The sequence below is a fragment of the Streptomyces sp. NPDC004721 genome, from assembly GCF_053601495.1.
The window spans coordinates 61,199-73,209 of record NZ_JBSGBZ010000041.1 but is presented as its reverse complement, the minus strand read 5'-3'; the positions used below and the strand labels follow the sequence as shown (position 1 = coordinate 73,209).

13 protein-coding genes are annotated in these 12,011 nt (G+C 71.2%); 9 read left to right on the top strand and 4 right to left on the bottom strand.

What is annotated here, in order from left to right; genetic code table 11:
- The first annotated feature begins 159 nt into the window (after positions 1–159).
- The 8 genes from ACWEK3_RS30255 (at position 160) to ACWEK3_RS30220 (ending at position 7,322) form a co-directional block, all read left to right on the top strand.
- Complete coding sequence (locus ACWEK3_RS30255) at positions 160–1,329, top strand: cupin domain-containing protein (RefSeq protein ID WP_450546728.1); 1,170 nt, start codon at positions 160–162, stop codon at positions 1,327–1,329.
- Positions 1,330–1,331: 2 nt separating this feature from the next.
- A complete protein-coding gene (locus ACWEK3_RS30250) occupies positions 1,332–2,159 on the top strand; it encodes a fumarylacetoacetate hydrolase family protein (protein ID WP_450546729.1) in 828 nt (275 codons plus the stop codon).
- Positions 2,156–2,791 carry a maleylpyruvate isomerase family mycothiol-dependent enzyme gene (locus ACWEK3_RS30245; RefSeq protein ID WP_453251046.1) on the top strand — a complete coding sequence of 212 codons (636 nt, stop codon included), beginning with the start codon at positions 2,156–2,158 and terminating at the stop codon, positions 2,789–2,791. Before ACWEK3_RS30250 ends, ACWEK3_RS30245 begins: the two co-directional genes overlap by 4 nt.
- 28 nt (positions 2,792–2,819) lie before the next feature.
- Complete coding sequence (locus ACWEK3_RS30240) at positions 2,820–4,073, top strand: FAD-dependent oxidoreductase (protein ID WP_453251049.1); 1,254 nt, start codon at positions 2,820–2,822, stop codon at positions 4,071–4,073.
- Positions 4,070–5,263, top strand: coding sequence for a thiolase family protein (locus ACWEK3_RS30235; RefSeq protein WP_453251045.1), 1,194 nt, complete (start codon positions 4,070–4,072; stop codon positions 5,261–5,263). Before ACWEK3_RS30240 ends, ACWEK3_RS30235 begins: the two co-directional genes overlap by 4 nt.
- Positions 5,260–5,952 carry a 3-oxoacid CoA-transferase subunit A gene (locus tag ACWEK3_RS30230; protein WP_450546732.1) on the top strand — a complete coding sequence of 231 codons (693 nt, stop codon included), beginning with the start codon at positions 5,260–5,262 and terminating at the stop codon, positions 5,950–5,952. Before ACWEK3_RS30235 ends, ACWEK3_RS30230 begins: the two co-directional genes overlap by 4 nt.
- Positions 5,952–6,620, top strand: a complete 669-nt coding sequence (locus ACWEK3_RS30225; protein WP_450546733.1) for a 3-oxoacid CoA-transferase subunit B — start codon at positions 5,952–5,954, stop codon at positions 6,618–6,620. The genes ACWEK3_RS30230 and ACWEK3_RS30225 overlap by 1 nt, the downstream gene beginning before the upstream one ends.
- 93 nt (positions 6,621–6,713) lie before the next feature.
- Complete coding sequence (locus ACWEK3_RS30220) at positions 6,714–7,322, top strand: TetR/AcrR family transcriptional regulator (protein WP_326801200.1); 609 nt, start codon at positions 6,714–6,716, stop codon at positions 7,320–7,322.
- Between the two features lie 6 nt (positions 7,323–7,328).
- Here the strand turns inward: ACWEK3_RS30220 and ACWEK3_RS30215 are convergent, their stop codons facing one another.
- The 4 genes from ACWEK3_RS30215 to ACWEK3_RS30200 are packed head-to-tail and all read right to left on the bottom strand — an operon-like array spanning position 7,329 to position 10,758.
- Positions 7,329–8,252: a LysR family transcriptional regulator gene (locus ACWEK3_RS30215; protein ID WP_453251044.1), complete on the bottom strand. Its 924-nt coding sequence runs from the start codon at positions 8,250–8,252 to the stop codon at positions 7,329–7,331.
- Between the two features lie 10 nt (positions 8,253–8,262).
- On the bottom strand, positions 8,263–9,405 hold the full coding sequence (locus tag ACWEK3_RS30210; protein ID WP_450546735.1) for an NAD(P)/FAD-dependent oxidoreductase: 1,143 nt from the start codon (positions 9,403–9,405) through the stop codon (positions 8,263–8,265).
- Positions 9,402–9,590, bottom strand: a complete 189-nt coding sequence (locus ACWEK3_RS30205) for a ferredoxin (RefSeq protein ID WP_384436800.1) — start codon at positions 9,588–9,590, stop codon at positions 9,402–9,404. The genes ACWEK3_RS30210 and ACWEK3_RS30205 overlap by 4 nt, the downstream gene beginning before the upstream one ends.
- Complete coding sequence (locus tag ACWEK3_RS30200) at positions 9,574–10,758, bottom strand: cytochrome P450 (RefSeq protein WP_453251043.1); 1,185 nt, start codon at positions 10,756–10,758, stop codon at positions 9,574–9,576. The genes ACWEK3_RS30205 and ACWEK3_RS30200 overlap by 17 nt, the downstream gene beginning before the upstream one ends.
- Before the next feature lie 248 nt (positions 10,759–11,006).
- Between ACWEK3_RS30200 and ACWEK3_RS30195 the strand changes: the two genes are divergently transcribed.
- On the top strand, positions 11,007–11,981 hold the full coding sequence (locus ACWEK3_RS30195) for a phosphotriesterase family protein (RefSeq protein ID WP_453251042.1): 975 nt from the start codon (positions 11,007–11,009) through the stop codon (positions 11,979–11,981).
- Positions 11,982–12,011 lie beyond the last annotated feature (30 nt).

Genomic DNA, 12,011 nt, shown 5'->3' with positions numbered 1-12,011 from the left:
CGCCCTCCATCTGCAGGATGGTCGCCGCCCGCAGCGCGTGGTCCACGCTGGCGATCGGGTACGGCGGCGGTGTCTTCAGCGGCTTGTCCATGGCGCGTCCTCTATTCTGCTCTCCAGAATCTCCATGTTCCCTCACCAGACGCGGCGCACGCTGATGCCGTGACTGAGACCTCCATAGCCCAAGACACCGCCACGGGTTCCCCGGTCCGGCTCCAGGCTGTCGCCGCGGAGGGGCAGCCTGAGGTCACCCCGGCGCTCGAAGAGCTTTACCGGGGCTTCGAACAGGAACTGCTCGTCCCGCTGTGGACCGAGATCGGCGACCTGATGCCGGCCCACCCGCGCTCGCGTGCCGTGCCGCACCTGTGGCGCTGGGAGAGGCTGCGGGAGCTGGCGGACCGGGCCGGCGGCCTGGTTCCCGTCGGCCGCGGCGGCGAGCGCCGGGCCATCGCGCTGGCCAACCCCTCCCTCGGCGGCAGGCCCTTCGCCACGCCGACGCTGTGGGCGGCCATCCAGTACCTCATGCCCGGCGAGGACGCCCCCGAGCACCGCCACACCCAACACGCCTTCCGATTCGTCGTCGAGGGGTCGGGCGTGTGGACGGTCGTCGGCGGTGACCCCGTGCCGATGAACCGCGGTGACTTCCTCCCGCAGGCGGGCTGGAACTGGCACGCCCACCACAATGCGACCTCAGAGCCGATGGCCTGGATCGACGGTCTGGACATCCCCTTCCAGTACGTCACCGAGGCGCAGTTCTTCGAGTTCGGCCGCGACGAGATCAGCGACGCCGAGCGGATCACCCCCGAGCGGTCGCGCTCCGAGCGCCTGTGGGGTCACCCGGGCCTGCGCCCGCTGTCGTCCGTACCCGCCACACCGGGCAGCCCGCTGCTGTCGTACAAGTGGGAGTACACCAACGCGGCCCTGCGGGACCAGCTGCTGCTGGAGAAGGAGGGCTTCGGCGGCACCGTCGAGCCCGGCCACGCCGCGGTGCGCTACTCCAACCCGCACGACGGCTCCGACGTGCTGCCTACCATCCGCGCCGAGTTCCACCGCATCGCCCGCGGCGCCGAGACCGCGCCGGTGCGCGAGACCGGTTCGTCGGTGTACCAGGTCTTCGACGGCTCCGGTGTGGTGACCGTCGGCGACAAGTCCTGGACGGTGACCCGCGGCGACCTGTTCGTCGTCCCGTCCTGGGAGCCGTTCGCCGCCAGGTCCGAGGCCGGCACGACCGACTCCGACGAGGGAGCCCTCGACCTCTTCCGTTTCTCCGACGCGCCCGTCTTCGAGGCGCTCAAGCTCCACCGCATCGACCGCACTCAGAAGGACGCCTGACCATGAAGCTCGCCACCATCCGCACCGCCGACGGCACCAGGGCGGTCCGCCTCGACGGCGAGACCCTCGTCGACCTCGGGTACACCGACCTGGGCGAGCTGTTCGCCGAGGACGGCTGGCAGGCCAGGGCCGCCGCCGCGTCCGGCCCCACCTACCCGGCCGAGTCGGCGGACTTCGCGCCGGTCGTCCCAAACCCCTCCAAGGTCGTCTGCGTCGGCCACAACTACACCAACCACATCAAGGAGATGGGCCGGGACCTGCCGAGTTACCCGACGCTCTTCCCGAAGTTCGCCGACACCCTCCTGGGCGCGCACGACGACATCGTCAAGCCGGCCGAGACCGAGGCCTTCGACTGGGAGGTCGAGCTGGCCGTCGTGATCGGCAAGCAGGTGCGCCGCGGCGACGAACAGCAGGCCGCCGACGCCATCGCCGGCTTCACCGTCATGAACGACATCTCGGTGCGTGACTGGCAGTTCCGCACCATCGAGTGGACCCAGGGCAAGATCTGGGAGGCCTCCACCCCGGTCGGCCCCTACGTCGTCACCCCCGACGAGGTCGGCGGCGTCCGCCCCGCGCTCGAAGTGAAGACGGTCGTCGACGGCCAGGTCATGCAGCAGGACGACACCGGCACGCTGCTGTTCGACCCGGTCTTCCTGGTGCAGTACATCTCCACCGTCATCACCCTGCGCCCGGGCGACATCATCGCCACCGGCACCCCGGCGGGCGTCGGCAACGCCCGCGACCCCAAGGTGTTCCTGCTCCCCGGCCAGACCGTCGTCACCGAGATCGCCGGCCTGGGCGCCTGCACCAACAAGGTGGTCGCGGCATGACCGAGGTCACGCGGACCTTCGCCGACGCGCGCGCGTGGGCCCGCACGGGCACCGAGCTGATGCTCGACGCCGTCGCGGGCCTCGGCGAGTCCGGCTTCTCGGCCCCGAGCATGCTGCCGGAGTGGACCCGGGGGCACCTCGTGGCGCACGTCGCCGCCAACGCCGACGCCCTGTGCAACCTGGTGCACTGGGCGGCCACCGGCGAGGAGACGCCGATGTACGCCTCCGCCGAGGAGCGCGCCGCCGGTATCGCCAAGGGCCCCACCCTGCCGGCCGACGAGCTCCGCTCCTGGCTGACCGGCTCCGCGCACCGGCTCGCGGAGGGACTGGACGGGCTCACCGACGAGCAGTGGCAGCACCAGGTCGTCACCGCCCAGGGCCGTACCGTCCCCGCCACCGAGCTCTCGTGGATGCGCGCCCGCGAGGTGTGCGTCCACGCCGTCGACCTCGGCACCGGCGTCGTCACCTTCGCCGACCTCCCGAAGGGCTTCCTGACCGCCCTGGTCGCCGAGATCAGCGCCAAACGCGGGCTGACCGAGCTCCCCGACGGCCCGCTGCCCGAGGTCGCCGCCTGGCTGGCCGGCCGTCCCCACTCGCTCGCCGACGCCCCCGAGCTCGGCCCGTGGCTGTAGAGGAGTGCATCCCATGTCCCACCCTGATGTGATCGTCGTCGGCGGCGGCATCGGCGGCCTCGGTGCCGCGTTCTCGCTGACCCGCCAGGGCCAGAGCGTCCGCCTGCTGGAGCGCGCCCCCGCCTTCGGCGAGGTCGGCGCCGGCATCCAGCTCGCCCCCAACTGCACCCGCATCCTCGACGACTACGGTCTCCTGGAGGAGGCCAAGAGCCTCGGCGTCGTCCCGGACGCGATGGTCATGCGCGACGCCGTCGACGGCGACGAGCTGACCCGGCTCGACCTGCGCGACCTGGAGAAGCGCTACGGCTACCCGTACTTGGTCATCCACCGCAGCGACCTGCACGGCCTGCTGCTGCGTGCCTGCGAACGCGCCGGTGTCGAGCTGATCAACGACGCACACGTGACCTCGTACGAGAACACCGACGGCGGCGCCCGTGTGACCCTCGCCTCCGGCGAGACCCACGAGGCCGGCATGGTGATCGCGGCCGACGGCCTGCACTCTCCGGCCCGCAAGCTGTTCGTCGACGACCAGCCCGTCTCCTCGGCGTACGTCGCCTACCGCGGCACCGTCCCCGCCGAGCAGCCGCGGGTGAAGTCCGTCGACCTCAGCGAGGTCGTGGTGTACGTCGGCCCCGGCTGCCACTTCGTCCACTACGGACTGCGCGGCGGCGAGATGCTCAACCAGGTCGCGGTCTTCGAGTCGCCCAGGGCGCTGGCCGGCCGAGAGGACTGGGGCACGCCCGACGAGCTCGACGCCGCCTTCGCCAAGACCTGCGGTTTCGTCCAGGACGGCCTGCCGTTCATGTGGCGGGACAAGTGGTGGCGGATGTTCGACCGTGACCCGATCATGAACTGGGTGCACGGCCGGATCGGCCTGCTCGGCGACTCCGCGCACCCGCCGCTGCAGTACATCGCACAGGGCGCGATCATGGCGATCGAGGACGGCTGGGTGCTGGGCGAGCACGTCGCCCGCAACCGTGCCGAGGACGGCACGGTCGACTGGAGCACCGCGCTCGCCGCCTACGAGGCCGTCCGCCCGGAGCACTGCCGCCGCGTGCTGACCACCTCCCGCAAGTGGGGCGAGCTGTGGCACCTCGACGGTGTCGCCCGCGAGCAGCGCAATGTGCTGCTGCGCGCCCGCGATACCTACGACTACGCGTTCACCGACTGGCTGTACGGGCCGACCGCGCTGACGCCGGACGAGGAGCCGGAGATGTTCACGCCGGTTCCGCTGTCCTCGGCGGCCGTCGGGGAATCGGTGCTCGCGGGTGACGCGGCATGAGCGACGCCTACCTGTACGCGGCGGCCCGCACCCCGTTCGGCCGGTTCAACGGGGCCCTCGCCGGGGCGCGCCCCGACGACCTCGCCGCCACCGCGCTGACCGGCCTGCTGGCCAAGGCGCCGGGCCTGGACCACGCCGCGATCGGCGACGTGGTGTGGGGCAACGCCAACGGCGCCGGTGAGGACAACCGCAACGTCGGCCGGATGGCGGTGCTGCTGGCCGGACTGCCGGTGAGCGTCCCCGCCACCACCGTGAACCGGCTGTGCGGCTCCAGCCTGGACGCGGCGATCATCGCCTCGCGCATCCTGGAGTCCGGCGACGCGGACGTCGTCGTCGCCGGCGGCGTGGAGTCCATGACCCGCGCGCCGTGGGTGCTGCCCAAGCCGGACCGGGCCTACCCCGCCCGCGATGTCACGGCCGTCTCCACCACCCTGGGCTGGCGGCTGGTCAACCGGGCGATGCCGAAGGAGTGGACGGTCTCGCTGGGGGAGAGCAACGAACTGCTCCAGGAGAAGTTCTCGATCTCCCGTGAGCGGCAGGACGAGTTCGCGGTGCGCTCGCACCGGCTCGCGGCCGCCGCCTGGGACAACGGCTTCTACGACGACCTGGTCCTCCCGACGGAGGACCTCGCCCGTGACGAGGGCATCCGCCCCGGCACCGACCCCGCGAAGCTGGCGGCACTGAAACCGTCGTTCCGTCCGGACGGGACGATCACGGCCGGCAACGCCTCCCCGCTGAGCGACGGGGCGTCGGCCGTGCTGCTGGGGACCGGGGCGGCGACCGGCCGGATCGGGCTGGCCCCTGTCGCCCGCGTCGCCGGGCGCGGCGTGCACGCGGTCGAGCCGCAGATGTTCGGCTTCGCCCCGGTGGAGGCGGCCGAGAAGGCGCTGCGCCGCGCCGGGATCGGCTGGGGCGACGTCGGCGCGGTCGAACTCAACGAGGCGTTCGCGGTGCAGTCGCTCGCCTGCGTGGACGCCTGGGGAGTCGACCCGGAGATCGTCAACACCCGGGGCGGCGCCATCGCGCTCGGACACCCGCTGGGCGCCTCGGGCGGCCGGCTGCTCGGGACCCTGGCCAAGGTGCTGCGCGAGCGGCGACAGCGCTGGGGTGTCGCGGCCATCTGCGTCGGCGTGGGCCAGGCTCTCGCCGTGGTCCTGGAGAACGTGACCGACGAGGTGAGCCAGGGATGACCACGACCATCGCCGCCACGGCCGACGAGGCCGTGGCGGGCATCGAGGACGGCTCGACGGTCCTGGTGGGCGGATTCGGTCTGGCGGGCATGCCGTTCGACCTCATCGACGCCCTCATCCGGCAGGGCGCCGACGACCTGACCGTGGTGTCCAACAACGCCGGCAACGGGGACGTGGGCCTGGCCGCGCTGCTGAAGGCCGGCCGGGTGCGCAAGGTGATCTGCTCCTTCCCCCGGCAGAGCGACTCCTACGTCTTCGACGACCTGTACCGGGCCGGCCGGGTCGAGCTGGAGGTCGTACCGCAGGGCACCCTCGCCGAGCGGATGCGGGCCGCCGGGGCGGGCATCGGCGCCTTCTACAGCCCGGTCGGCGTCGGCACCCCGCTGGCGGAGGGCAAGGAGACCCGGGAGATCGACGGACACGTCCACGTCCTGGAGTACCCGATCAAGGGCGACGTGGCTTTGATCTCGGCGCACCGGGCGGACGGCATGGGCAATCTCGTCTACCGCAAGACCGCCCGGAACTTCGGTCCCGTCATGGCCACCGCGGCCGGCACGGTCATCGCCCAGGTCACCGAGATCGTGCCCGTCGGGGAGATCGACCCGGAGACCGTGGTCACCCCGGGCATCTACGTCGACCGCCTGGTGCGGGCCGAGGCCCGCCGGCTGACCGTGCAAGGAGCCCGCTGATGACGACCGCAGCCACCACCGTGGAGCACACCGACCGGGGCCCGCTCACCACCGACGAACTCGCCGCCCGCATCGCCCGCGACATTCCGGCCGGCTCGTACGTCAACCTGGGCATCGGGCAGCCGACCCGGATCGCCGAGCACCTGTCGCCGGACGCGGGGATCGTGCTGCACACCGAGAACGGCATGCTCGGCATGGGCCCGGCCGCGACCGGCGACGAGATCGACCCCGATCTCACCAACGCCGGGAAGGTGCCGGTCACGGAGCTGCCGGGGGCGGCGTACTTCCACCACGCCGACTCCTTCGCGATGATGCGCGGCGGTCACCTGGACGTGTGCGTCCTCGGGGCGTTTCAGGTGTCCCAGCACGGTGACCTGGCCAACTGGCATACCGGTGACCCCGACGCCATCCCCGCCGTGGGCGGTGCGATGGACCTCGCCGTCGGAGCACGGCAGGTCCTGGTGATGATGAAGCTGTTCACTCGGGACGGCGCCCCCAAGCTGGTCCCCGCGTGCACGTACCCGCTCACCGGGCCCGGTTGTGTCCACCGCGTCTACACCGACCACGGCGTCTTCGCCGTCGGCCCGGACGGGGTCCGGGTCCTGGAGACTTACGGTCTCACGGTGGCGGAACTGCGGGAGCGGCTCTCCGTGCAGGTGCACGCCTGAATCCCTTACGTCAGATAAAGATCACGTGTGGCGCGTAAAGCGCAAGTCCGGTGTGTGCGTTCGCCATGCAGAGACGGCGTTAGGATCTCGGGCATGGCGAACCTTCGTGAGGCACAGAAGCAGATGACCCGCCGTCTGCTGCTGGAGTCGGGACTCGAGCTGTTCAAGACGAAGGGGTACGCAGCCACCACGGTCGACGACATCGCGACCGCCGCGGGCACCACGCGCGTGACCTTCTACGCGTACTTCCCCTCGCGCAGTGACCTGATGAGGGCACTGATCGACGAGCAGCTCAACGAGGTACTGCAACGTGTCCGCTCTCCCGAACACGGTTCCACGGCGCGGGACCTGGTGGCCACCGTCGCCGAGGGGACGCCCGAGGCGATCATGGCGTGGCTGCGGCGGACCGCCGAGAGCTGGCCGGCCATCCGGCCGATCATCCGCATCGGCCGCGATGCCGCGGTGATCGACCCGGAACTCCCCGACCTGGTCGAGCGGTGGCTGGAGGAGGCCATCAGCGACATCGAGGACGGGCTGACTGCGGCCGGGCGCCTCGAACCCCACCAACGCCACTTCCGGGGCGTTCTCGCCATGTCCCAGCTCGACTACGTCGCCCAGCACTGGGACGGTGCCGACTGGAAGATCACGCGCGACCAGATGCTCGACGAGCTCGGTGCCAGCTGGGTGCGGCTGCTGAGCTGACCGGGGTCAGAGCCCCGCCGCGACGTCGAAGAGCAGCGCCCGGAGCCATTCGATGAAGTGCTGATCGGCCAGCCGGGGGTTCCAGACCATGTCGATCCCGAGTCCGGGCAGCGGGAAGGGGAACTCCTCGATCCGCAGGTCGGCGAGCGTGCGCATGGCGGCGGCGACCTGGTAGCGCAGGAGAGCGATGCCGCCGGCGCGGGCGACCAGGAAGGGCACCAGCAGGAAGTCGGAGCTCAGCTGGCCCACCCGGTAGGGGATGCCCTTGTCCTCCAGCACGGAGTAGGGAAAGACCCGCCGGTCGGTGTCGACGACGATGTGCGGCTGTGTCGTCAGGAGCTCGAGCGCGCCGGCGTCCGGTGGGGTGTCCGGGGAGGCCACGACCACACAGCGGTCGTTGTACAGGCGCTCGCGTGGATACGGCGAGAAGTGCCCCTCGGAGATCAGCACGACGTCGACGCCCTGATCGGTGAAGCTCGCCTCGGTCGGCACCGTGATCGTCCGCAGTCGCAGCGTGGCGTGCGGAGCGCGCTCGGTGACGAGCCGGGTCAGGCGGGGACCCACGACGAACGCCGTGCTGTTCGTCATGGCGACCGTGATGACCCGCCGGTCCGTCGCGGGGTCGAAGACGGGGAAGTTCACGATGCGTGCCGTCTGCTGCAGGGCGCTGCGCAGCGGCCCCACCAACTCCAGTGCGCGCGGGGTCAGCGTGACCCCGCTCCCTTGCCGGACGACGAGGTCGTCCCCCAGCATCCGCCGCATTCTCGTCAGGGCGTGGCTCATGGCCGGCTGGGACAGACCGACCCGCTCCGCGGCCCTGGTCACCGAACGCTCCTCGAGGAGCGCGAGGAGGGGCACCAGCAGGTTCAGGTTGACCGAGGCCAGCCGGTCCAGGCCCGAACCCGTGGTGCCCCGTTCCTCTGTGCTCATGCGCCGAACCCTACGTGGCCGCCCGGGTCGTCCGGCGCAGCCGGGGGATCGGGATCCGGTAGTTGAGCGCCACGGCGTCACCGGTGCCGTCCTCGTGCGCCCAGCGCATCAGCGCCGGACCGCCGCCGGGCCCTCCGTCGACGTACTCCGGCTCCCCTTCCACCGGCAGGTTGCCCACCGCCTTCAGGTTCAGTCCGAACTGCTCCGTCCAGAAGTACGGCTGGAACTGCAAAGGCGGAGCCTCGTCGCCGCGGACGAGTGCCCGCGCCGCGACCTTCGCCTGCTCGACCGCGCTGCTCCACAGAGGGATGCGGCGCAGGCCCTGCGGGGTGGGGAAGGCCGCGAGATCGCCGACAGCCGCCACGTCGGGGCGGACGAGACCGCGCTCGTCGACCGGGATGGCGCCCGTGGCGGTGAGTCCCGAGTCGGCGAGCCACTCCGTGTTGGGAACGTCGCCGGCGGCGGTCAGGATCACCTCGGCCTCGAGAACCCCGCCCTCGTCGAGAACGACCCGGGTGCTTCCGTCGCTCCCCTTGAGCCGGGCCGCCGCGGTCTCCACGATGGTGAGCCCCTGGCCCAGCGCGGCCTTGACGAACACGTCGGCGAGATACGGGCCGAGCTGGAGAATCAGCGGCGTGCCCTGGGAGACGAGCGTGACCTCGCAGCCGGCGGCCAGACATCCGGACGCGATCTCCATGCCGAGTGGGCCGCCGCCCACCACGACGACCGACGGCCCGGCCGCCAGCCGGCCGCGCAGGGACAGCGCGTCGTCGAGCCCGCGCAGGGTGACTTCCCCGGGCAGATCGGAGAGACGTCGCGCCCGGGAACCGGTGGCCAGTACGACGCGGTCGTACGGCAGGGCCGTACCGTCGTCGAGCGAGACGAGCCGGCGGTCGAGGTCGAGGCCGGTCGCCCGCACGCCGAGCAGCTCGCGCGCCCCGTGGCCGGCCGGCGGCAGTTCGTGCGACGACATGTCGTCACCGTCGAGCAGGAGCGCCTTCGACAGGGCCGGGCGGCTGTATGCCGGGTGCCGTTCGTCGCCGACGATGGTCAGCTCGCCGTCGAAGCCGGCCTCGCGGAGGGTGTCGGCCGCGGTGAGCCCGGCGATCCCGTTGCCCACGACGACGACGCGCTTCAGGGTGCCGGTGCTCATACGACCCTCAGCGCCGCGACCGGACACACACGGACGGCGGCGTTCGCCAGGGCGGCGTCGGCCTCAGCGACCTCCTCGCGGTCCAGGACCAGTTCGCCCTCGTCGTCGAGGTGCATGAGCTGCGGCGCGGCCTCCTCGCACAGGCCGTGGCCCTCACAGCGGGGGCGGTCAAGGACGATCTTCATGCGCGATCACCTCCAGGACGGGGAGCTCCTCGATGCTCCGGGTGGTGTTGCTGGGGACGCGGACCTCGGGTCCGGCGACGAGGCGCTCGACACGCCGGGAGAGCGCCCCGATCACGGCGTGGGCCTCCAGGCGGGCGAGCCCCTGGCCGGCGCAGCCGTGCGGGCCGTAGCCGAACGACAGGTGGTCGACCGGATTGCGCTCGACGAGGAAGGCGTCCGGGTTCTCGTAGTGCCGGGGGTCGCGGTTGCCGGCGCCGAACAGGATCGCGACCTGTGCGCCCGCCGGGACGTCCGCTCCTTCGATCGTGACGTCCTTCGTGACGCGCCGGCCCCAGGCGTGGACGGGAGCCCAGAAGCGCAGCACCTCGTTGAACGCCGCGGGGACCAGCGACGGGTTCTCGCGGACCAGGGAGAGCTGGTCGGGATGCCGGGCGAAGAGGGCGACGATGTTTCCGATCGCCGCGATGGTGGTGTCGACGCCGGCCCCGAGGTACTGGTGGATGATGTGGCCGGCCGTGTCCGCCGGGATGGCGCCGCGGGCCTCGGCCTCGAAGATGCCGCGGCCCACGGACCCTTCCGCGAGGTCGTCGGCCTTGACCTGGGAGCACCAGGCGTAGAGCTCGCCGGCGATGGGGAAGTTCTCGGCCGTGCGCTGGTTCATGGGGCCGAGGACCTGCATGGCGGCCTGTCCCCAGCGGAGCATGTTGTCGCGCACGTGACCGGTGAAGCCGATCAGGTCCGCGACGACCTCCAGCGGGAAGGCCCGGGCGAGCGCGTCGATGGCCTCGAAGGAGCCCTTCTCGACGAGCTCGGCGACGAGGGCGTCCGCCTTCGCCTCGATCCCGGCCTTGAGACCGCGCAGCGCACGCGGGGAGAGGTTCTCGGTGAGTGTGGCGCGCAGTTGGGTGTGCACGGGCGGGTCGGACGCGAGCGAGGTGCCGGTGAGCGCCTCGTTGGCCATCGGATTGAACGCGATCGAGGCCGAGGAGAACGACTCCCAGTCGGCGAGGGCGCCACGGACGACGTCGTACCGCGTCAGCGCGTAGACGTCGTTCTCCGGAAGATGGACGACGGGGCCCCGTTCCCGGAGTTCGGCGTAGACGGGGTAGGGGTCGAGGACGACTTCGTCGGCGAAGAGGTCGACGTCGGAGGTAGGCGGGGTGCTCATGCCCCACAGTGAAGTGTCCGACCTCATATCGAACAAGTGAATGTTTTATATGCCTTCGCATGCACTCTGTGCATGTGTCATGCACTCGACAGCTCTTGCGCGCAAGGCGGGTAGGTCGGGTTCGCGCAACCCTTGGCGAATTGTTTTTTCGTGGCGTTCATTTCCTTGACGGCATGTAAAGCGAATGGCTACCGTGACCGCAGCCACAGGGTGCGCAGGCACCCCACACCGGACATGTGAGGCAAGGCATGAGCGTCGAAAGCAACACCGTGAACACCGTCCTGGGCCCGGTGCCGACCGCCGAGCTGGGTGTCGTCTCGGTCCATGAGGCGCTGCTGTCGGTGGTGCCCGGCGCCGAGCACGCCTTCGACATCACCATCGACCGCGCCGAGATCTTCGAGACCCTCGCCGCGAAGCTGAAGGACTTCCGCGCCCACGGCGGCGGCACGATCGTCGACAGCACCGGCATGTTCCATGGCCGGGACGTCCGGCTGTACGAGACCCTCGCTCGCACGACCGGCGTGCACATCGTCGCGTCGACGGGTCAGGGACCCGAGGAGTTGCTCGGCGGTTACTTCCTCACGCCGCAGACCAACCCGCCGACGCCGTGGCCGGCCGAGAAGTTCGCCGACCTCTTCACCAAGGAGGTCACCGAGGGCATGGTGGTCCCGCGAGTGGAGCGCCGCGGCGCGGCGGGCCTGGTGGCCACCACCGCGACCCGCGAGGGCATGACCGCGACCGACGAGAGCCTGTTCCGGGGTGCGGCCCGGACCGCTCTGAGCACCGGCGTCGCGGTCTCCGTCCGCTACGGGAGCGACGCCCTGCACGACCTGGACGTCGTCCTGGACGAGAAGCTGGCGGCCGACCGTGTCGTCGTCGGCGGACTCGACCGCAAGGACGCCATCGCCGCCGGAGCACCCCTGGAGGTCGCCCGGCGAGGCGCCTACGTCGCCCTCGACCACGTCGGCGTGGAGGACGGGGAACACGTCACCGACGCCGAGCGTGCCGCTCTGGTCGCCGACCTGGTGAAGGCCGGCTTCGCCGACCGGATCCTGCTGTCGAGCAGCGCGACCGGCGTGGCGAAGGGACACTCCGGCAACGACCTGCCGTACAGCCATGTCCTGACCACCTTCGTCCCGCTCCTGAAGACACAGGGTCTCAGCGACGAGGACGCGCGGCGGATTCTCGTGGAGAACCCGCGCGACCTGCTGTCGGTGCGCTGAGCGCGCCGGCACGAACGACCATCAAGTCTC

Coding starts and splice junctions, on each gene's coding strand:
- ACWEK3_RS30250 (WP_450546729.1), top strand. CDS start 1,332: ATGAAGCTCGCCACCATCCGCACCGCCGACGGCACCAGGGCGGTCCGC.
- ACWEK3_RS30245 (WP_453251046.1), top strand. CDS start 2,156: ATGACCGAGGTCACGCGGACCTTCGCCGACGCGCGCGCGTGGGCCCGC.
- ACWEK3_RS30235 (WP_453251045.1), top strand. CDS start 4,070: ATGAGCGACGCCTACCTGTACGCGGCGGCCCGCACCCCGTTCGGCCGG.
- ACWEK3_RS30230 (WP_450546732.1), top strand. CDS start 5,260: ATGACCACGACCATCGCCGCCACGGCCGACGAGGCCGTGGCGGGCATC.
- ACWEK3_RS30225 (WP_450546733.1), top strand. CDS start 5,952: ATGACGACCGCAGCCACCACCGTGGAGCACACCGACCGGGGCCCGCTC.
- ACWEK3_RS30220 (WP_326801200.1), top strand. CDS start 6,714: ATGGCGAACCTTCGTGAGGCACAGAAGCAGATGACCCGCCGTCTGCTG.
- ACWEK3_RS30215 (WP_453251044.1), bottom strand. CDS start 8,252: ATGAGCACAGAGGAACGGGGCACCACGGGTTCGGGCCTGGACCGGCTG.
- ACWEK3_RS30210 (WP_450546735.1), bottom strand. CDS start 9,405: ATGAGCACCGGCACCCTGAAGCGCGTCGTCGTCGTGGGCAACGGGATC.
- ACWEK3_RS30205 (WP_384436800.1), bottom strand. CDS start 9,590: ATGAAGATCGTCCTTGACCGCCCCCGCTGTGAGGGCCACGGCCTGTGC.
- ACWEK3_RS30200 (WP_453251043.1), bottom strand. CDS start 10,758: ATGAGCACCCCGCCTACCTCCGACGTCGACCTCTTCGCCGACGAAGTC.
- ACWEK3_RS30195 (WP_453251042.1), top strand. CDS start 11,007: ATGAGCGTCGAAAGCAACACCGTGAACACCGTCCTGGGCCCGGTGCCG.